Origin of the sequence: Rhodococcus sp. NPDC079359 (assembly GCF_040702585.1) — a bacterium.
Classification (GTDB): domain Bacteria; phylum Actinomycetota; class Actinomycetes; order Mycobacteriales; family Mycobacteriaceae; genus Rhodococcoides.
In genome coordinates, this window is the sequence record NZ_JBFBLH010000004.1 from 81,872 (window position 1) to 100,468 (window position 18,597).

Sequence of the window (18,597 nt, forward strand, 5' to 3'; positions counted from 1 at the left end):
CGTGTGTGCACTCGAACCTAGCGCGGAGTGCATCATGACGTCGTATTGGACAACCCGGGGACTCGGCCCGGCCGATCAGATGAGCTATTGGGCCGATGTTCTCTGCCAGGCATTCACGCCGCTGGCACCGTGGCGATCCCGGGACCACGTCGAACACAGTTCGTCACGTTCAGGACTCCCCGGATGGGTGCGCTCCGCGGCGATCGGGGGTGGCAACGCAGCGGAGATCGCTTCCTGCACACAGCGAATCGATCACGGAAAACGCGAGGTAGCCCGCGCGGACGAGGATGTCGTCTTCGTCAATCTGCAACTGGACGGGCACTGTACGACCACTCAGGACGGGCGGCAGTGCACGGTCTCCCGAGGTGAGTTCGCCGTCGTCGACTCGACTCGCCCGTACCGGCTGGAGTTCGTAGAGCCCGGCAACGACGAACTGTGGCGAGTGCTGTCCTTCCGACTGCCGCGCCCTCTGCTGGCTGATGTGGTCGGTCCGTCGGCAGCGACGACTGCGCGGCGTTTCGCAAGCTCGTCGGGTTCTGCTCGGCTGCTCAGCTCGTTGATGGTGGAGACCTGGCGGACCGATTCCTCGCTGCAGACCGCCGAGCGGCAGATGATCGGAGCGGCCCATGTCGATCTGCTGCGTGCCGTACTGGGAGGGACACAACGGCGCACCGGATGCTCGTTGGAGACCGACGAAGCACTTCGGGTCTCCGTCGTTCGGTACATCGACTCCAGGCTTGCATTCGGCCGTGTTCCCGCCACCGATGCGGCCCGCCATGTCGGGGTATCGGTACGCACGCTCCATGCCCTCTTCGAGAGGACGGGAACCACGTTCGGTGCCGTCGTCCGTGAACATCGCGTCGAAGCGTGTCGGCGTGAGCTCGCCGATTCTCGGGACACTCGATCGATCGGAACGATAGCGGCAGCGTGGGGATTCTCGGATTCCGCCCATCTGGCCAAGACCTTTCGATCGCGCTTCGGATGCAGTCCGGTCGAATACCGCGCGTTGGTGCAGACAGGGGAAGTGCCGCAGTCGGCGCAGGGGTGAATCTGTTTGTTCGACAATGCAGAACGGTACCGATGACGGCGCAGTCCGGTACAAGACCGGGACACGTCGGCCCATGAAACATGGTGTGCAGGGCAGCGTCGCCCGATTCCGTTCTTCACCCCACCAGGACAGACATCGAGGAGTCTCACATGACCCTGAGTTTCGAGCTCAGCCCCGAGCAGATGGCAGTGCGCATGCAAGCGCGGCAAGTGGCAGACGACATCCTGAGCGAAGTAGCGCCCACCATTTCCTCCATACCGAGCCCCGAGGATCGCTTCTACGCGCTGCAGCCGGTCTACAAGCAGCTGGCCGGTCTCGGCTTCGTGAAGGGACTGGTTCCCGACCAATACGGCGGCGCGTACTTCGACAATCTCACCTTCGCGCTCGCAGCCGAGGAACTCGCTCGGGTCGACATCAACGCTCCGACTGCGTTGCTGGGCACGGGATTGGGACTCAACCCGATCATCAATTTCGGCACCGAGGAACAGAAGAATCGCTGGCTCCCGCTGTTCTGCGACGGCGAGCCCCGGCTGGCCGCGATCGCATACACCGAGGTGACCGGTGGGGCCAACTACGACTCGGAGGACCCGACCGTCGGAATTCGGACCTTCGCGCGACTCGAGGGCGACGAGTGGGTCATCAACGGTGCCAAGCACTACACCACCAATGCTTCCGGCTGGGACGGTCAGGGTGCCGACCTGATCAGCGTGGTGTGCCGCACCGATCCTGCGCTGCCACCGTCGGAGTCGCTGGCCGTCATCGTCGTGGAGAAGGGAACGCCGGGGGTCGAGATCACCGACATGATCGACACCATCGGACACCGCGCCACCAACTCGCCGCGGGTGGAATTCCGCGACGTGCGGGTGCCGGTCGGCAACCTCATCGGCAAGCCGGGTGACGGGTTGGACATCGTCGCCACCGCCTTCTCTTGGACCTGCTCGTCCATTGCTGCCGCGTGCGTGGGCAGGATGCGAGCTGCGTTCGACTATTCTCTGCAGTTCGCCAAGACCGACCATCGGTCAGGTCCGGTACCGGTCATCGAGTATCAGAACGCCGGATACATGTTGGTGGACATCAAGACTCGCATCGAGGCGGTACGCTACTTTGCGTGGAAGGCCGCCGATCATTTCGACCGTACCGGCGGACGTGACCGCGAATTGGCCAACGAGGCAAAGATCTTTGCATCCGAGACGGCCGTGCAAGTGGTGTACGACGCCATGCGTCTCGTCGGCGTCGATGCATACACGAACCTGACACCGATCGCTGCGATCATGGAAGACGTCCTGTGTTTCCCGGTGTACGACGGAGGCAACATGGGCGTCCGGCGGAGGAACGTTCACAATCTGCTCAAGGCAGACGGATTCGACTCACTCGGTGCAGCGGAGAATCGACTGTCGGTACCCGAGTACGCCTAGGTCGACGGACGCAGTGGTGTCAGGATCCATTGCGATCCTGACACCACGTCGGTATTGCGATGTGGTACTCCCAGCGGCCTGTCAGACCAGTTGGGGGGTCGAGGTCTTGTCGATCACGAGCCACCCACCGTGGTGCTCGAAGGTCCGAAATGCGCGGCCCGACGACCGACCGAGCTCGACCAGCGATGCCTCGTCGAATGTGCGGACGTGTCCGTGGCAGGCGGTGGTCTCGGTCTCGAAGGGCACGGCGACAACGACACGGGTGCGCGCGATGCGTAGCGCTTCTTCCACTATGCGGGAGCCGGTCTCGGCGTCGACGTGCTCGAGGAGATGCAGTGCAGTCACCGTGTCGGCACTGCCGTCGGCAACGGGAACATTCGCGGCGTCGCACACCACGGTGTCGAGCGTGACCCCGAGGTGTGGAGCCACGGTGGCGAGCAACCGCATGGTTCCGGCCGACAGGTCCGTCGCAGTCACCGAGTGGCCTTCCATCGCCAGCCGCAGTGGAAAGAAGCCGAAACACGAACCCAGGTCGAGCACCGACCCGACGATCAGGTTCTCCGCCCGTTCGTGGACAGGCGCGAAATCGGCGGTGCCCGAGAGCAGCTCGTCCAACGAATTGCGGTAATAGGTGGCCCATGCGTCGACCGGATCGGCGACCGTGGTGCGGACGATCCCGACCAACACCAACTCGAACTCGCGCTGCGAAAGACCTACATGGCGGGCGTGTGCGGTGACCATCGGAACCAGGCGCTCACCGATACCCGCAGACGTCAGGCCGTGGCAGACCTGCACGGTCGACCCTGTTCGGGCCGCGTCGAATTCCAGTCCGGGGAGGTGCCGAACCACCACGTTCTCGTGAGCCCAGACTCCATCCGGGCTCGGTGCGAGTGCATCCAACTCGGTCATCGAAAGCCATTCTGTTCGTCGGACTCTCGGCGAAGCCGTACCTTCGCACACCGCCGAGCGTTCCACACGACGGTGTGCGAGGGGACCGATCCAGGGAAGATCGGGCCGTTCGGAGGACGTGGAACCCACGCGCCGGACGGGCCACTGCCTACCCGAAAGGTCAGTTTGTGCAGATGGCCGGCAGGTTCCCGACGTCGCGCCGGTCTCAGTCCACTTCCTCGCCGATCCACTGTGCCAGCAGATGGTGGATGTGCCGGATCTTGACTTCCTGGTATCGAGCCAGCGGGAGCGTCTTCGACTGCGCCGACTGCAAGCCCTTCTGCACCTTGGGCATGTTGTACGCGTCCTGGTCGAACACCCGCGCCGAACTGCCGAGCACCGTTGCTTCCAACCACGACTGCTCCGGTCGCAGCCACTGGGTCTTGGCAGGCTTGGGCCGTTCGCCCTTGAACGGTGCCAGTAGGTACACGTCCATGATCGAGGTCTCGTGGTCGTCACCGTTGGGTCGGAATCGGTAGACGATGCGTTGGTACGCGCCCCATGGATGAAAGTTGGGGAACACGGTGTAGTAGATGCTGTCCAGTGATTCCGCGTCGGACATGTTGTCCGCCTTGACATCACCGATGATCTCGCGCAGACCCTCGCGGGCCAGCATGCCGGACATCTCCCGCGCGGTCACACCCTCGGGGAGCGTCACCATCGGGTCCTCGTCGATGCGCGCATCGATCATCGAGTCGAACATCTCCTGCTCGGTCGGGACGAAGTTGATGTGCGGGCTCGGTACTCCGTTCGCCGTGATGCCGCGGTTGAAGTTGCCCCAGCTGTCGTACTGACTGTTGGAGTCGCCGGTTCCCACGACCCGCTGCGGGTGAGTGGTGATCACGTGGAAGGCCTCGGAGAATGCCTCCTGCGCAATCTTCCAGTTCGCCTGGATGACCTGAGCGACGTGCGCTTGGATGAATCGGTCTTCCAAAGGCCACGCCTCGAAGTGCTTTCCGAGATCGCCGAGGAAGCTGTCCAGTGATTCGGATTCGGGATCCATGTTGACGAACACGAAGCCACCCCAGGTGTCCACCTTGACCTGTGGCAGGTCCATCTTCGACTTGTCGACCTGAGGAAAGTCCCAGGCACAGGTCATCGACTTGAGCGAGCCGTCGAAGTTCCAGGCGAAACCGTGGAAGGGACAACGTATTTCGTTGCCGGCCGGGCCGTCCTCTTCGCGGAGGGTACGGCCACGGTGCAGGCACGAGTTGTAGAACGCACGAATGCCCATGTCCTTACCTCGGACGAGCAGGATCGACTTCCCGCAGATCTCGTACACGAGCGTGTCCCCCGGCTCGGGGATCTCTTCCTCGCGGCACGCCATCTGCCATACCTTGTACCAGACCCGGTCTCGTTCGAGTTCGTGGTATTTGCGGCTGATGTAGCGCGATACCGGCACGAAATTCTGGTCGGCGTATTGCTCGTGCGATTCCTCGCGCAGGATGTCCGGGACCGGGTGTGTATCGGTCTCGAGCAGTCGTTGATACCCCGTCCCGTTCTCGACGGGTGTTTCGGCGCGCTCATCGATATCGGTCACAGCTTGCCTCCCTGTTCCAGCGTGATGGCGAGGGCGTCCTGCGCCTGTTTGTCGGCCTGCATTTTCTCGAGCAGCTTCGCAGCGCCCATGAAGCGCCGGTTCTGGGTGATGGGGACGGGAGCGCGGGGACCGAGCCCCACCCATCGGGCCAGTTCGGGATCCACCGCCTTCACCTCGCCGTGGAGGTAGCGACCTTCCGGATCGAACGTGCCGGTCTTGCCGTCGCGAGTGGTGACCAGGACGTTGAAGTCGTCGTCGAACTCGTAGATCGCGTGGCTCATCGGATGCTTGATCTGTCGCATCGCAATCTCCTTGATGATCAGTAGCGGTGTTACTTAATGCTCTATCCATTAACTGTAACAGTGAACAGTGACGATGAGCACACTTTTCTTTACTGCGACTCCAATAACTATCGCCGAGCGGCCCAGAGGAGTGCTGCCCCCACGAGCCGGCGGTAGACGGGGTTCGACAGAGTGGGTGCTGCGTCGCCCGGTTGCAGGTATACGAGTCGGCTACGACCGTTCGTCTTTGTCCACCCGACCAGCGACGAACCGGGCGCGTGGTGCCACCCCGTGCGATCGTCTCGCCTGCCCGCCATGGCCGAGGCAGTCGAGAAGTGAACGGCGTCGGTCATCTCGGCATCGGTTCGCAGCAGCGGGGTCACGTCGTCCTCGAAGACTTCGCACAGGTAGGTCTCGTCGATCAGGTCGAAAGACTGGGGAATCCCTGCGGCGATCGGGTGGTCGGTGTCGACGACCGAGATGCGCTGCGGAACCGCGTGCCGATAGCCCGAATCGGGGCGCTCGACACCCCGCACCACGCCTGGTCGATACAGGTAGCGGCCACCGACGAATTCCGACCACTCGTCCCAGGCGGCCCACGATGCGATGGCATGGTGGAGAACGACGTACCCATGTCCGGACTCCGGGGCCGCCCTCACCTCCTCGCGTAGGGAATCGGGTGGCACGGACGGCTGGGGCAATGTGCCCGGCATGTCGTAGTGCAGCGAGACGTCGAACGCTGTGGGTCCGGGATCCGCGTCGGGATGCTCGAACCAGGTGACCTCGCCCGGCATCGACTCCAGAAATTCGGCGAACGCGTCACGATCGAAGGAGTGTCCACCGGAAAAAGCCGCGATACGCATGAGGGACGTCCGTTCAGAGTTTTGACTGTTGTTTCAGTCAAGTTACTCGACGGTGGTGGCCGTCCGTCGGAGCTTCAGCGACCCTCGATCATTTTCGCGCACACATCGGTGGTGGCCGACCGGAGGCGAGACACCGCAATGTTGGACAACGGCCCGCCCTCGATCCGCAGGGGCTGGATGGCGATGGTCGTTGCGATCATCGTGCGTGCTCGCAGCGATCGCGCGGCGTGCTGCGCCGCGGCCGATCGCTTGTTCGCCGGTATCTCGGCGTCGGGGAAGTAGTCGAAGGCGCGGCGGACGTGCCTGTCCTCGTATTCCTTCGTCAGTAGACGCGTCCCCGGCGTGGCACCGCCGGCCACTTGTAGAAACAACATCCGGGCCGCATTGGGATGTTCTGCGGTCCAGTCCCATACGGCATCGACGACATCCTTGAACGCAGCAGCATCGGCCTCGGTGTCGTCCGGTCGAACCGCCTGGGCTGCGGCGGTACTGGCGTCCATTGCGTATCCGAGCGCGGTATCGAACAGCTCTTCCTTGCTGGCGAAGTGGTAGTAGACCGCAGTCGGGACCATGCCCGCTGCTTCGGCGATCTCCTGAATCGACGTCTCCGCGAATCCTTTGCGAGAGAAGACACGCACCGCTGCCTGGACGATGAGGTGGCGGCGAGAGGGTCGGTGGGCAGATCCTTTGAGGGATGCGGTGTCCGGATCTGACGCGATTGGAGAATCGACGGCAGTCTCGAGCTCGGAACTCTCGTCGACTTTCGACGTCGAGCTGCTGGTTCGTCTCGGCACAGCGTCCTCCTCGGCACCCGGGTCACTGCATGGTGCCATGATCTACGTCATGGCAGCAAAGGCAGTGAAGCCGAAATCGACGGTGACGGCCCCGGCGGACAAGGGTGCCAAGCGTGCGGCGCACCGGCCGTCGCGGCGCGAAGTAGTGGTCGACGCCGCCATGCATCTGTATTCGGTCAGGTCCATCGAGGATGTCACCGTGGCCGATATCGCCGCTGAGGCCCAGATGACGTCGGCGGCCGTCTACTACCACTACCCGTCCAAGGACGAGGTTCTGCTCGCCGGGTTGCGTTTGTTCGCGGATGGTCTCCTCGACGAACTCCGGGCAGAGATCGCGGCCGATCCGGACGCTGCGCTGGGTGACATCATTTCGTCGTTGCTCGAGTGGACGGATCAGCACCGTGCTGCCGCATTGGTGTACTTCACCCGATCGCCCGGTTGGAGTCTGTCCATCGAAACCCTGCGAAGAGAAGTGCGTTCGGTGATGCTGGCGCTGTTCTCGGTCGAACTGCGCACTCGGAGCGGCATAGCGTCCAAAGCGAAGCAGGGTGCCGCAGCGGTTGCATTGACGACCCTGCTCGAAGTGGCGGCGTCGTCGTGGCTCACCGAGGATGCGGTCCTGGCAGACCTCGGCCGACGACGGTTCTCCGAGGAAGTTCGCGAGCTCGCGGCCGACATCTCCAGCGTCTGACGAGGGATCTCGCGGCACCGATTTCGCGAAGTATCTTTAGAGCGACGACAGTTTGTGGTTGACTTGCTTCCATGCCGCGCGCCAGGTCCATCGATCTCGACAATCCCTTTGCCCCGTTGGCCGGGCTCTGTGAACTGATCCTGGTTCGGCATGGTGAGCAGATACTCAGCAAAGAACTGAGCGCCAAAGAGACCGTCGACCCACCCCTGTCCGAACTCGGTGAGCGACAAGCGGAGGCGGTCGCGAACCGACTCGCGCGCACACGGGTGGATGCGGTCTACAGTTCCCCGTTGCGTCGCGCACTGCGTACCGGCACTCATATCGCGGGTAAGCAGGGGTTGGAACCCGTCGTGCGTGACGAACTCTCCGAATACGAACCGTGGCAGAAGTTTCCGGCAGACCAGTCTCCGTTCGAGGTGCTACCGCACGAGGAGGTCGCTGCGATGTTCCGCGATCACATTCGCACGCGCCGCTACGGTGCCTTCACTTACGCCGAGGACGGCGCAGAGTTTCATGCTCGTGTGCTCCGGCAGATCTCGTCGATCGTCGACGCGCATCTGGGTCAGCGAGTGGTGATCAGCTGCCACGGCGGTGTCATCAACGCCGTGCTCGCCGACGCATTGGGCAGTGCATTCGACATGCCGGTTCGAGTCCACCACACCTCGCTGAGTGTGGTGCGCGGTGCCGATACGCGTCGCGCGGTGCAATCGGTGAACGATTTCACTCATGTGCTCGACTTCCAGACGCACGTCGGAGCCATGAATCTTTAAGTCCTGCAGTCGAATCAAGTCACAGTCAAGGAGTCTCACATGGATCTCGACCTACGCGGAAAACGTGCAATCATCAGTGGCGCGAGCCGCGGCATCGGCCTGTCGATCGCCCGCACACTCCTGGCGGAGGGAGCCTCCGTCGGTGTGTGCGCCCGCGGCGAGGAGCACCTGAACGAGGTTGCCGGAGAACTGTCCGCTTTGGGCACGGTCTTCCACAAAGCGGTCGACGTGGGCGACGCCGCCGCGGTTGCATCGTTCGTCGAGGATGCAGCCGGTGCCCTCGGCGGAATCGACATCGTCGTGGTCAACGCTTCTGCCGCAACATGCAAGGGCGCTCAGGCATGGCAGAACAGCTTCGACGTCGACCTGATGAGCCTGGTGAACTTCATCGAAGCGGCCAAGCCACACCTCGAGAAGTCCGACGCCGCGTCGGTGGTCACGATCAGCACGACGTCCGCGCTCGAGGCGGGACCGATCAGCACGGCCAACAGCTACGGCGCGCTCAAGGCCGCTGTCCTGCAACATTCGTCGGCTCAGGCCCGCGCACTGGGACCTGCCGGCATTCGAGTGAACGCGGTGTCACCTGGCCCCGTCTTCTTCGAGGGCGGTGCCTGGGACACGATCAAGACGAGTCGTCCGGCACTGTACGAGGCCGCTCTCGGCGCGGCTTCGCTCGGTAAACTGGCTGCGGCGCAGGACGTTGCGAACGCCGTGACCTTCCTCTCCTCGCCGGCCGCTGGGCACATCACCGGTATCAACATGGTGGTCGACGGCGGATTCACCAACCGCTTCGATTTCTGAGCGCGGCATGGCACAGAAGCTGACGGGCAGCGCCGACGTCGTGATTCTCGGCGGCGGTTCGGGCGGGTACGCCTGCGCGTTGCGGGCCGCGCAGCTCGGCATGTCGGTCGTCATGATCGAGGCAGGCAGCCTCGGCGGCACGTGCCTGCACACCGGGTGCATCCCCACCAAGGCGCTGCTGCACGCGGCCGAGATCGCCGATTCGGTCCGGGAGGCATCGACTTTCGGGATCGAGGCAACCCTCGGCAGCGTCGATATGACTGCTGTGAACAAGTACAAGGACGAGGTGGTTGCCAGCCTGTACCGAGGACTGCAGGGGTTGGTGGCGTCCCGTGAGATCGAGCTCGTCGCCGGTCGCGGCCGCGTCGTGGACGATCGCACCGTGGAGGTGGAACTCGCCGACGGCGGAATCGGCACGTACCGAGGTGAAGCCCTGGTGCTGGCCACCGGCTCGCAACCGAAGTCGTTGCCGGGCCTGAACATCGGCGGTTCGGTGATGACCAGCGATCGTGTTCTGGAACTGGATCATGTTCCGGACAGTGTCGTGGTGCTGGGCGGTGGCGTGATCGGATGCGAGTTCGCCAGCGTCTGGACTTCGCTCGGTGCGCACGTCACCATCGTCGAGGCCGCGGCAACGCTGCTTCCCACGGAGGATCCGTGGACAACCAAGCAGATCGAAAGAGCCTTCCGTAAACGAGGTATCACTCTGCGCACGAAGACTGCGTTCAGCGGAGTCACCGAACGACCGGGCGGCGGCGTGCACGTCGATCTCGACGACGGATCGCAACTCGAAGCGGACCTGATGCTCGTGGCTGTCGGGCGCGGGCCGCGTACTGCCGACATGGGGTTCGAGGAGTCGGGAGTCGAGCTCGACCGGGGATTCGTCGTTACCGACGAATGGCTGCAGACGACGGTTCCCGGGGTCTTCGCGGTCGGCGATATCGTGGCCGGTCCGCAACTGGCACACCGCGGTTTCGCTCAGGGCATGCTGGTGGCCGAGCAGTTGGCAGGTGTGGACTGCACACCCGTCGAGGACAACGGAATTCCGCGGGTCACCTACTCGAACCCGGAGGTTGCGTCGGTGGGATTGACCGAGAGCGAAGCCGCGAAGCAGTTCGGCGAGGTCACAACGGTGGTCTACGACCTCGCCGGTAACGGCAAGAGTCGGATTCTGCGCACGTCCGGTGGGGTCAAGCTCGTCCAGGCGGGACCGGAGGGTCGCGTGGTGGGAATTCACCTGGTGGGCGAGCGTGTCGGTGAACTGATCGGGGAGGCGCAGCTCATCTACAACTGGCAGGCGACCGCAGGGGACGTCGCCCAGCACGTACACGCCCATCCGACCCAGGCAGAAGCTCTGGGGGAGGCGCACCTCGCGTTGGCGGGGAAAGCGCTGCACGCACACAGCTGACGAACAAGGAGAAGCGATGCCTGGACCGGCAGGCCGACTCGATGCCGTTCTCGTGTGCGGAGGGCAGTGGCACGACTTCGATTACGCACGCCTGCAACTGTTGTCGTCCCTGGCCGAGTACGAGCACGTCCGTACCAGAGTGTTCGAGGACTACGACTGCATCGAGGCGCTGGCTACGGCCGACCTCCTTGTCACCTACACCTGCAATCGAGTTCCCGACGACGCGCAGCAAGATGCTCTGGCCCAGTTCGTCTCTCGTGGTGGCCGCTGGCTCGCCTTGCACGGCACGAACTCGGCGATCGACAGGACTGCGCCCGGTTCGCCGAGCAAGTACGTGACGCCACGAACTCTGGGCACGATTGCGCCCGTGCTGGGAAGCCAGTTTCTCGGACATCCTCCGATTGCGCCGTACACGGTCGAAATAACCGATCCGGCGCACCCGTTGGTGGCCGGAATCGACTCGTTCGAGGTGACCGACGAGCTCTACGTCAGCGAGCTGCATCCGCCGATCCAGATCCTGGCGCACACTCGATTCGTCGGTGAGTCAACGGGTTTCGAGGAAGGGCACACCGCCGACGACGAACCGCGTCCGGTGCTCTACCTCAAGGATCATGGCCGGGGGACCGTGTGTTACTTCACGCTCGGCCATTGCCGAGGACGATTCGATGTGCAGGATCTCGGCATCGACGATCTGGGCCGGGTGGACAGGGGGAGCTGGACGGTACCTCAGTTCCGCACCGTGTTCGAGCGCTGCCTGTCGTGGGCTGTCACCGGAAACGGTGCGACGGCCCACGACCGACCGGTGCTCAGATGATGTCGACGGTGTCGAGGACCTTCTCGGCGTAGGACGCGTCGCCCTCGACAGAGACGTGTTGTCGCCACGGACTACGAGTGGTGCCCCAGAGCACGAAATCCGTTGCCGACGAGCGAACCACGGTGTCGGCGCCCGTGATACCTGACTCGACCGTCAGAAGTTCGGAACCGGGCCGGAGGGTCCATTCGCCGCCGCCTGCACCGGTGAGGTGCACGCCGAGCGGTCGGTCGAGGACGCTGCTGACCGGGGTACACATCTGCGGTAGGCCGGTCCACATCCACTCGACGGCGGTGCGGACCAGGTCGTCTTCCGGATCGGGAGTATCGCGTGTCACCGGACCGTCGGGTCCGAGCAGGTCGACGTAGAGGTGGCACCACATGTCGAACGCGAAGGCATCCGAAAGCTGATGGGTGCGATAGGTTCCCAGATCGGTCAGTGTCATCGGCGTCGATGCGAACTCGCTGCTCTGCATCGCTTCGAGTATCCCGAGTGCTCCGGCCGCGTTGGACAGGAATTCGTCGGCAACCTGCGCGCTCGACCAGTCTCGTCGGGCATCGACCAGTAGGTTCTGAGCCTGTTCCGCGGTAGTCGGAACGGGGGCCGACGGGTCGTGAGGCGGCGGGTCCACCATGACCTTGAAATTCGATCCCGTGTGCGCGACCAGGTCTTTGACGGACCACCCGGCGCAGCGACTGGGAGCACACCACTCCTCGGCGGTAAGCCCTCTGATCACCACCGAATAGCGTTCGGCGAGTTCGCGACTGGCAGACAATCCGGCTGTGCTCATGCATGACTCCGTCGTTGTTGCACCGCTGGGGTGATCATCAGTAGGACGCAGTTCCGCCGTCGACGCTGAGGATGGCTCCGGTGATTCCGGCACCGGCGTCCGAGGCGAGCAGCATGGCCATCGCCGATACTTCTTCGATCGTGTTGGGCCGCTTGATGGCCGACTCCTCGGCGAACAGAGCGACCATCTCGTCGAACGACATTCCCATCGCCGCGGCGGTGCCGGGTCCGTTGTTCTTGATGATGTCGGTGATGACGAGTCCGGGACAGATCGAGTTGACGGTGATGCCCTGGGTGCCGACCTCGCGGGCGATCGACTTGGTCATGCCGTTGATGGCGTGCTTGGCCGCGACGTATGCCGTGAACACGGGCTTGCCGTGCTTGCCTTCGACGGACGAGATGTTGATGATGCGGCCGTACTGGTTGGGCAGCATGTGCTTGAGTGCTCGACGGGTGGCCCAGAAATTGGAATTCAGGTTCCAGTTCATCACCAGTGTCCACTCCTCGTCGCTGAGATCGACGGTGGGCTGCAGGTCTTTTGCGCCACCGGCGTTGTTCACCAGTACGTCGATTCGACCGAAGGTGGCGACCGTTTGCTCGATGAAGTTCTCTACGTCCGCCTGAACGGTGACGTCTCCTGCGAAGAACGCAGCGCGATCTCCGACACCGAACTCGGCGAGGGCCTTGTCACCTTTCTCGGCCGAGCGGCCGTTGAGTGAGACCTTCGCGCCTTCGGCCAAAGCGGCCTCTGCGATGCCGCGACCGATGCCTTGCGTGCCGCCTGTGACGGCAACGACTTTGTCTTGCAGTTTCATCGAAGTGCTCCTCGGAAATGTCGGACAAGTAACTTGTCATCGTCTACAGTCTTGCATGTAGAGTGGCGGAAGTCACAGCAATGTGCAGAACGAATCAAAAAACTATCCATCGAGACGTCGGCGATGACGTCAGAGACGAGAAGCGACATGTCCGAACAGCGTTGGTTGGTCGATACCGAGCCCAGCACCCGTCTCCCCGTGTACACACGCTTGAACGCGAGTGACGTGCTGTCGGACCCGATCACGCCGCTCGGCGCGGATCTGGGGTGGATTCAGAACATCCTGCCGGGATGGAACTTCGGCTATGCCAGCTTCGGTAGCTACTCGTTGGCCGAGTCGCCCGATCTGACGGCGTCGGCAGCCATCTTCTACGGACATCTCTACGTGAACATGTCGATGTCGCGTCTGACCGGGATTCGGGGCGGACTGCCCGTCGAGCTGGTCGACCAGCTCTGGTACGGCGGAGACCCCAACATCCCTCCCTACGTGGCACATCCAGACGACGAGAACTCGGACGCGAGCCGCCGCCTGGAAGCCAGGAACGCCTGGGCGCTCTCGACCGAGGACTTTCCCGAACTGGAGGAGGATCGAACTCTTGCCGATCGCCTTCGGACCGAACGGCCGGATCTGTCGGTGCTGACCCCGGCTGCTCTCGTCGCGCGCGCACGCTCGGTGATGCCCCTCGAGCGAGTGGCCTGGCGCGGCGAGGTCGTCGCCACCAACTGCTCCGCGGTGGGCCCCGCCGTACTCGGTCAGTTGCTCGGTGCCGAGCATCAGGACCTCATCGTGACCCTCGTCGGTGCCGCCGGCGATGTCGATTCGGCGCTGCCGTCGTATGCACTGTGGGATCTGGGCCGACTGGTGCGGGCAAACGACACACTGATGGCCGCCTTCGCCGAGGGGGTCCACGGTGTCGGTGCGCGCGTGCACGGGATCGACTCCGAATTCGACACACAGCTCGAGCAGTTCCTGCTCGACTTCGGTTACCGCGGACCCAACGAATGGGATCTCGGATCGGTGTCGTGGGAGACCCGCCCCGAACTGGTACTCGGTCTGGTCGACCGACTTCGGCTGCAGGACGACGCGGCCTCACCGCATGCGCGGCTGGCCGACCATGCGTCGGCCACCGACAAAGCGCTGAAGGAAGCCGCGGACATCGTGGGCGACAATGCCGAGGGGCAAGCAACTCTCACCGCCGCACTTGCGTCGGCTCGTCGTTTCGCCGCGTGGCGGGAGCGGGCGAAGACCAATTGCATCAAGGTGTTGCACGAAGCCCGGGTTCCGCTCGTCGAGCTCGGACGCCGACTGTTCTCGGAGGGTCGTCTCGAATCGGCCGACCACGTGTTCATGGCTGTCGACGCCGAACTCGACGTACTGGCGAGTGCGCCCGAGTCGATCGCACCGATACTTGCACAACGCCATAGCGACTGGAAGGAACTGTTCGGGCTCGAGCTGCCCACGTTCCTCGACGGACGCGAGGCGTTTCCGCCGTTGTCCTCCCTCGGCCGCAAAGGGCAGTCGGCCGTCGAGCCCGTACGGGTGGGCGATGTGTTGCAGGGTTCGGGCGCGTCACCGGGAGTCACCCAGGGCCGCACCAGGGTGATCACCTCGATGGCGGCACTCGACGAGTTCGAGGTCGGTGAAATCCTCGTTGCGCCACAGACGGATCCGTCGTGGACACCGTTGTTCATGGTCTCGGGTGGCGCAATCACCGACGTCGGGGCCATGGGTTCCCACGCGATGATCGTCAGCCGCGAACTCGGCATCGCCTGCGCTGCAGGAGTTCCCGCGGCAACTCGCCGCATTCCCAACGGAGCGCTCGTGGAGATCGACGGGTCCAAGGGCACGGTCACCATTCTGGAGCTGCCGTGAGTGCGGGTGTCGTTACCGCGACGCGGGCAGTCTTTCTCGCCGAGCGACCGTCGGGGGAACCCGAAGCTCGGCACTTCGAGGTTCGCGAGTTGCTGTTACCCGAACGCACTGCGGGTCAGCTTCTCGTCCGAAACATCTTCATGAGCGTCGATCCGTCGACGCGGGGACGCCTGGGGACGTCGAACATGCAGTACACCACGAACATCGAGGTGGGTTCTCCGCTCGACGGCTCGGCGCTGGGGGTGGTGCTCGAGGGCACCGACGAGGTGCCCGCGGGTTCCCACGTTCGGCATCGACTCGGCTGGCGTGAACACGCGGTGATCGACACCTCTGCGGCCACGGTGATCGACCCACGCGGTATCGACCTGCACCACTGGCTCGGAATACTCGGCCAAACCGGATTCACGGCGTACTGCGGACTGCAGCGCGCGGGTGAGATCCGAACGGGAGACACGGTGTTCGTATCCGCTGCGGCAGGCGCAGTGGGCAGCGCTGCGGGTCAGTTCGCGAGATTGCTCGGTGCGACGCGAGTCGTCGGTAGTGCCGGGGGACCGGACAAGGCGGCACTGCTGCGTGATCGGTTCGGGTTCGATGTGGGAATCGACTACCGCGCCCGCCCGATCGGTGCCGCGCTTCGTGATGCGGCACCGGACGGCATCGACCTCTACTTCGACAACGTCGGCGGCGACCACCTCGTGGCGGCACTGTCTGCGCTTCGGCAGCAAGGCCGCGTCGCCCTGTGCGGCATGATCTCGAACGGCGGTCCGGACAGTCCACCTCTGGACCGTCTGATCGAGGTGATCCTTAAGCGAATCACCGTCAGAGGCTTCATCGTCCGTGATCACGAGGATCTCAGGGGCGAGTTCGAGGACCGCGTCGCCGGCTGGCTCGCTGCCGGCGAGATCGTGGCCGAGTCCACGATCCACGAGGGCCTCGACAACGCGGCGAGCGCATTCGTGTCCATGCTCGGCGGCGGAAACGTCGGCAAGATGCTGGTCCGGGTGTCCTGACCCGTGTCGTCCCGACGGACCCGACGTCTACCCGGCGATGGTCCGGTCGGTGTCCCAGTACGGTGCTCGCAGTGCCTTCTTGTCGAGCTTGCCCATGACGTTGCGGGTCAGCTCGTCGACGATCACGTAGCGCTTGGGGCATTTGTACGATGCCATCGACGCCTTGGCGAACCTTTCGAGTTCGGTGATATCTAGTGTTGCATTCGGTTCCGGGACAATCAGAGCCAGAAGGGCTTCGCCGAAGTCGGCATCCGGTATTCCGATGACCGCGACCTCGGTCACGGCGGGGTGTGCGGCCAGAACTCGTTCGCTTTCGGCGGGGTAGAGGTTCACGCCTCCCGACACCACCATGTCGGCGACTCTGTCGGTGATGAAGACGAACCCGTTCTCGTCCACGTAGCCGACATCGCCCAGCGTTGCCACGCCCGGCAAAATGTAAGCGGCTGCTGTCTTCTCGGGATCTGCGTGGTACACCACGCTGCGTTCCGGCGGGGTTCGAAAGCCCAGCACCCCGACCTGCCCGCGGTCGAGCTCGGTTCCGTCGGCGTCGACCACGACTGCTTCGAAGGGCGGTACTGCCCGCCCGACCGATCCCGGGTGCGTGAGCCAGTCCGGCGAGGCGATCTTGCACACCGTCCCGATTTCGCTGCCGCCGTAGGACTCCACCAGAACCGGACCGAACCAGTCGATCATCGATCGCTTGACGTCCGGTGGGCACGCCGAGCCGGTATGCGCGACGTACTCGAGACTGGAGACGTCGTACGTCGAGCGAATGTGGGAATCGAGTCCGAGCAGCCGCTGGAAGTGCGTCGGAACCATCAACGTGGACGTGACGCGGTGGCGGTCGATCGAATCCAGCGTTCTCTCGGCGTCGAAGCGTCCCAGCACCACCACGGGGTTGCCGGAGAGCAGATGCCGAACGGCGGTCAACGGCCCGTTGTGCTGAAGCGGTCCCACGACCAGGTGAACTCCGTCCGGGTAACCCGACCGCGCGGCGACCGCGTCGCCGAATTCCGCAGCGCTCTGGCCCGTGGCCGGTAACCAACGCACCTGGGTGCCTCGGGCACGGCCGGTGGTGCCGGATGTGTAGACCAGAGGCGGACGTGCGGGTCGCTGGGTCGGAGGTGTGGATGCAGACGCAGCTCGTTGCGGCGCGACGGCCACCGACCAGGCCACCGTGTCGACGCCACCGTCGCAGCCGTGCGCAATCACTTCGCGTAGGCCCGCGGTGGCCGCTGCGGCGCGGGACGAGAGAAGGCCGGCCGGACCGGTCACCACCGCGACGGTTCCGGAGTCGAGGAACTGCTCCGACATCTCGCTCGGTGTCAGCTGACGGGAGATCGCGACGGTACCGACCCCCCGCGCGATGGCCGCCACGTGCGTGAGCAGGGTCGGAGCGCAGTTCTCGCCGATGACGGCGATGCGATCGTCTGAATCGGGGGCGATCTCGAGAAGGCGCTCGCCGAGCGCCTCGAGGACGCTGAGCAGGTCGGACCACGTCATCGAGGTGGTGTCGTCCGTCAATGCCCGGCCTGATGGCTCGTTTCGTGCTCGATCTCTGATTCGGTCGAGCATGCGATCGATCCTCCAAAGGTGTGATGCGGCGGGCTGAAGTAACTTTATAGTGATTCTACTTACATTGCGCTAATGTTGGGCTCATACTGGTGAAGACGTAAACAAAGTCTGCAGAGAAGAGGTGTACGTGGTGACTTCGACCGCGACCGACCCGACCCGCGAGGCCGTAGAGCCCGTGGGGTCGAACGATCCGACGCCGAGTCGGGAGGTTCTGCTCGATCTGCACCGCAGGATGGTGCGCATCAGGCAGTTCGAGACCGAGGCCGGCCGGTTGATGGAGGGCGGACGGATGCCTGGCTTCCTGCATCTCTACGTCGGCCAGGAGGCGGTCGCGGCCGGCACGATGTCCAATCTCAGGGACACCGACCAGATCACCTCGACCCACCGCGGACACGGTCATGCCGTCGCCAAGGGTGCCGAATTCAAGCCGATGTTCGCCGAGTTGTTCGGCCGCGTCGACGGTTACTGCAAGGGCCGCGGCGGCTCCATGCACATCAACGACCTGTCGATCGGCATGCTCGGTGCCAATGGCATTGTCGGAGGCGGTATTCCGATCGCGGTGGGTGCTGCGTTCGCGGCCAAGTACCGCAAGGAGGATTCGGTGGCCGTCCCCTTCTTCGGCGACGGAGCGAGCAACATCGGGGCGTTCCACGAAGCGGCCAATATTGCGGGAATACTCGAGTTACCGGTGGTCTTCGTCTGCGAGAACAACGGATACGCCGAATTCACGGCACTCCGCGACCACATGAAGCTGGAGAATGTGGCCGATCGCGCTGCGGCCTACGGATTTCCGAGCGAGATCTGCGACGGAATGGACGCGATCGCCGTGCGTGCCGCAGTCGGTCGCGCGGTCGAGCGGGCGCGAAACGGTGGCGGTCCGACCCTGGTTGAAGCCAAGACGTATCGCTACTACGACCACCAGGGTGTGAAGGGTCTGCGCAAGACGTACCGCACCGAGGAGGAGGTCGAGGCCTGGAAGGACCGCGACGCCATCAAGTTGCTCGAAGCGCGGGCGGTGACCGAGGGGCTCGTCACCGAAGCCGAATTCGCGACCGTCTGGGCCGAGGTCGACGCCGACATCGCAGAATCCGTGAGTTTCGCCGAGGCCAGTCCGTATCCGGATCTGGCCGACTTCGCCCTCAACGTCTACAGCGACTGAAGATCTG

At 63.9% G+C, this 18,597-nt stretch carries 18 protein-coding genes; 10 read left to right on the forward strand and 8 right to left on the reverse strand.

The window, feature by feature from the left end; translation table 11 throughout:
- Positions 1 to 34 precede the first annotated feature (34 nt).
- Both AB0362_RS11700 and AB0362_RS11705 read left to right on the forward strand, forming a co-directional pair.
- Positions 35 to 1,048 (forward strand): helix-turn-helix domain-containing protein, encoded by a 1,014-nt coding sequence (locus AB0362_RS11700; RefSeq protein ID WP_149405309.1) that lies wholly within the window; start codon positions 35 to 37, stop codon positions 1,046 to 1,048.
- A 149-nt stretch (positions 1,049 to 1,197) separates the two neighbouring features.
- A complete protein-coding gene (locus AB0362_RS11705; RefSeq protein ID WP_317808662.1) occupies positions 1,198 to 2,463 on the forward strand; it encodes an acyl-CoA dehydrogenase family protein in 1,266 nt (421 codons plus the stop codon).
- Between the two features lie 81 nt (positions 2,464 to 2,544).
- On the opposite strand, the gene mftM is transcribed toward AB0362_RS11705, so the two are convergent.
- From mftM to AB0362_RS11730, 5 genes are all read right to left on the reverse strand, one after another.
- A complete protein-coding gene (mftM, locus tag AB0362_RS11710) occupies positions 2,545 to 3,372 on the reverse strand; it encodes a mycofactocin oligosaccharide methyltransferase MftM (protein WP_269594345.1) in 828 nt (275 codons plus the stop codon).
- Positions 3,373 to 3,577: 205 nt separating this feature from the next.
- Complete coding sequence (locus AB0362_RS11715) at positions 3,578 to 4,951, reverse strand: aromatic ring-hydroxylating dioxygenase subunit alpha (protein ID WP_317547462.1); 1,374 nt, start codon at positions 4,949 to 4,951, stop codon at positions 3,578 to 3,580.
- A complete protein-coding gene (locus AB0362_RS11720; protein ID WP_052047385.1) occupies positions 4,948 to 5,253 on the reverse strand; it encodes a hypothetical protein in 306 nt (101 codons plus the stop codon). Before AB0362_RS11720 ends, AB0362_RS11715 begins: the two co-directional genes overlap by 4 nt.
- 107 nt (positions 5,254 to 5,360) lie before the next feature.
- Complete coding sequence (locus AB0362_RS11725; protein WP_317808664.1) at positions 5,361 to 6,095, reverse strand: ThuA domain-containing protein; 735 nt, start codon at positions 6,093 to 6,095, stop codon at positions 5,361 to 5,363.
- Positions 6,096 to 6,169: 74 nt separating this feature from the next.
- The gene (locus AB0362_RS11730) at positions 6,170 to 6,889 is read right to left on the reverse strand and encodes a TetR/AcrR family transcriptional regulator (RefSeq protein WP_317547460.1); all 720 of its coding nucleotides are present in this window, start codon (positions 6,887 to 6,889) and stop codon (positions 6,170 to 6,172) included.
- A 49-nt stretch (positions 6,890 to 6,938) separates the two neighbouring features.
- On the opposite strand from AB0362_RS11730, the gene AB0362_RS11735 reads away from it, so the two are divergent.
- From AB0362_RS11735 to AB0362_RS11755, 5 genes are all read left to right on the forward strand, one after another.
- Entirely contained in the window at positions 6,939 to 7,580 is a 642-nt protein-coding gene (locus AB0362_RS11735) for a TetR/AcrR family transcriptional regulator (protein WP_317808665.1), read from the forward strand.
- Positions 7,581 to 7,651: 71 nt separating this feature from the next.
- Positions 7,652 to 8,350, forward strand: coding sequence for a histidine phosphatase family protein (locus tag AB0362_RS11740; RefSeq protein ID WP_317808667.1), 699 nt, complete (start codon positions 7,652 to 7,654; stop codon positions 8,348 to 8,350).
- Between the two features lie 39 nt (positions 8,351 to 8,389).
- Entirely contained in the window at positions 8,390 to 9,151 is a 762-nt protein-coding gene (locus AB0362_RS11745) for an SDR family oxidoreductase (RefSeq protein WP_317808669.1), read from the forward strand.
- A 7-nt stretch (positions 9,152 to 9,158) separates the two neighbouring features.
- Entirely contained in the window at positions 9,159 to 10,559 is a 1,401-nt protein-coding gene (gene lpdA, locus AB0362_RS11750) for a dihydrolipoyl dehydrogenase (RefSeq protein WP_317808670.1), read from the forward strand.
- A 16-nt stretch (positions 10,560 to 10,575) separates the two neighbouring features.
- Positions 10,576 to 11,373, forward strand: coding sequence for a ThuA domain-containing protein (locus AB0362_RS11755; RefSeq protein ID WP_317547456.1), 798 nt, complete (start codon positions 10,576 to 10,578; stop codon positions 11,371 to 11,373).
- Here the strand turns inward: AB0362_RS11755 and AB0362_RS11760 are convergent.
- Together AB0362_RS11760 and AB0362_RS11765 are read right to left on the reverse strand one after the other, a co-directional pair.
- A complete protein-coding gene (locus tag AB0362_RS11760) occupies positions 11,366 to 12,160 on the reverse strand; it encodes a maleylpyruvate isomerase family mycothiol-dependent enzyme (RefSeq protein ID WP_317808671.1) in 795 nt (264 codons plus the stop codon). The two genes, AB0362_RS11755 and AB0362_RS11760, sit on opposite strands and share 8 nt — an antisense overlap.
- Before the next feature lie 37 nt (positions 12,161 to 12,197).
- Positions 12,198 to 12,974 (reverse strand): SDR family NAD(P)-dependent oxidoreductase, encoded by a 777-nt coding sequence (locus tag AB0362_RS11765; RefSeq protein WP_317808672.1) that lies wholly within the window; start codon positions 12,972 to 12,974, stop codon positions 12,198 to 12,200.
- 147 nt (positions 12,975 to 13,121) lie between these two features.
- On the opposite strand from AB0362_RS11765, the gene AB0362_RS11770 reads away from it, so the two are divergent.
- Positions 13,122 to 14,846 (forward strand): PEP-utilizing enzyme, encoded by a 1,725-nt coding sequence (locus AB0362_RS11770; protein WP_317547453.1) that lies wholly within the window; start codon positions 13,122 to 13,124, stop codon positions 14,844 to 14,846.
- Positions 14,843 to 15,856 (forward strand): NADP-dependent oxidoreductase, encoded by a 1,014-nt coding sequence (locus AB0362_RS11775; protein ID WP_317808673.1) that lies wholly within the window; start codon positions 14,843 to 14,845, stop codon positions 15,854 to 15,856. Before AB0362_RS11770 ends, AB0362_RS11775 begins: the two co-directional genes overlap by 4 nt.
- Positions 15,857 to 15,883: 27 nt before the next feature.
- Here the strand turns inward: AB0362_RS11775 and AB0362_RS11780 are convergent, their stop codons facing one another.
- The gene (locus tag AB0362_RS11780) at positions 15,884 to 17,431 is read right to left on the reverse strand and encodes an AMP-binding protein (protein ID WP_317808674.1); all 1,548 of its coding nucleotides are present in this window, start codon (positions 17,429 to 17,431) and stop codon (positions 15,884 to 15,886) included.
- 130 nt (positions 17,432 to 17,561) lie between these two features.
- On the opposite strand from AB0362_RS11780, the gene AB0362_RS11785 reads away from it, so the two are divergent.
- A complete protein-coding gene (locus AB0362_RS11785) occupies positions 17,562 to 18,590 on the forward strand; it encodes a thiamine pyrophosphate-dependent dehydrogenase E1 component subunit alpha (protein ID WP_317808675.1) in 1,029 nt (342 codons plus the stop codon).
- Positions 18,591 to 18,597: the final 7 nt, after the last annotated feature.

Excerpts from the sequence above, each read along its gene's own strand:
- AB0362_RS11700 (WP_149405309.1), top strand. The coding sequence starts at position 35 with ATGACGTCGTATTGGACAACCCGGGGACTCGGCCCGGCCGATCAGATG.
- AB0362_RS11705 (WP_317808662.1), top strand. The coding sequence starts at position 1,198 with ATGACCCTGAGTTTCGAGCTCAGCCCCGAGCAGATGGCAGTGCGCATG.
- mftM (WP_269594345.1), bottom strand. The coding sequence starts at position 3,372 with ATGACCGAGTTGGATGCACTCGCACCGAGCCCGGATGGAGTCTGGGCT.
- AB0362_RS11720 (WP_052047385.1), bottom strand. The coding sequence starts at position 5,253 with ATGCGACAGATCAAGCATCCGATGAGCCACGCGATCTACGAGTTCGAC.
- AB0362_RS11725 (WP_317808664.1), bottom strand. The coding sequence starts at position 6,095 with ATGCGTATCGCGGCTTTTTCCGGTGGACACTCCTTCGATCGTGACGCG.
- AB0362_RS11735 (WP_317808665.1), top strand. The coding sequence starts at position 6,939 with ATGGCAGCAAAGGCAGTGAAGCCGAAATCGACGGTGACGGCCCCGGCG.
- AB0362_RS11740 (WP_317808667.1), top strand. The coding sequence starts at position 7,652 with ATGCCGCGCGCCAGGTCCATCGATCTCGACAATCCCTTTGCCCCGTTG.
- AB0362_RS11745 (WP_317808669.1), top strand. The coding sequence starts at position 8,390 with ATGGATCTCGACCTACGCGGAAAACGTGCAATCATCAGTGGCGCGAGC.
- lpdA (WP_317808670.1), top strand. The coding sequence starts at position 9,159 with ATGGCACAGAAGCTGACGGGCAGCGCCGACGTCGTGATTCTCGGCGGC.
- AB0362_RS11755 (WP_317547456.1), top strand. The coding sequence starts at position 10,576 with ATGCCTGGACCGGCAGGCCGACTCGATGCCGTTCTCGTGTGCGGAGGG.
- AB0362_RS11760 (WP_317808671.1), bottom strand. The coding sequence starts at position 12,160 with ATGAGCACAGCCGGATTGTCTGCCAGTCGCGAACTCGCCGAACGCTAT.
- AB0362_RS11765 (WP_317808672.1), bottom strand. The coding sequence starts at position 12,974 with ATGAAACTGCAAGACAAAGTCGTTGCCGTCACAGGCGGCACGCAAGGC.
- AB0362_RS11770 (WP_317547453.1), top strand. The coding sequence starts at position 13,122 with ATGTCCGAACAGCGTTGGTTGGTCGATACCGAGCCCAGCACCCGTCTC.
- AB0362_RS11780 (WP_317808674.1), bottom strand. The coding sequence starts at position 17,431 with ATGCTCGACCGAATCAGAGATCGAGCACGAAACGAGCCATCAGGCCGG.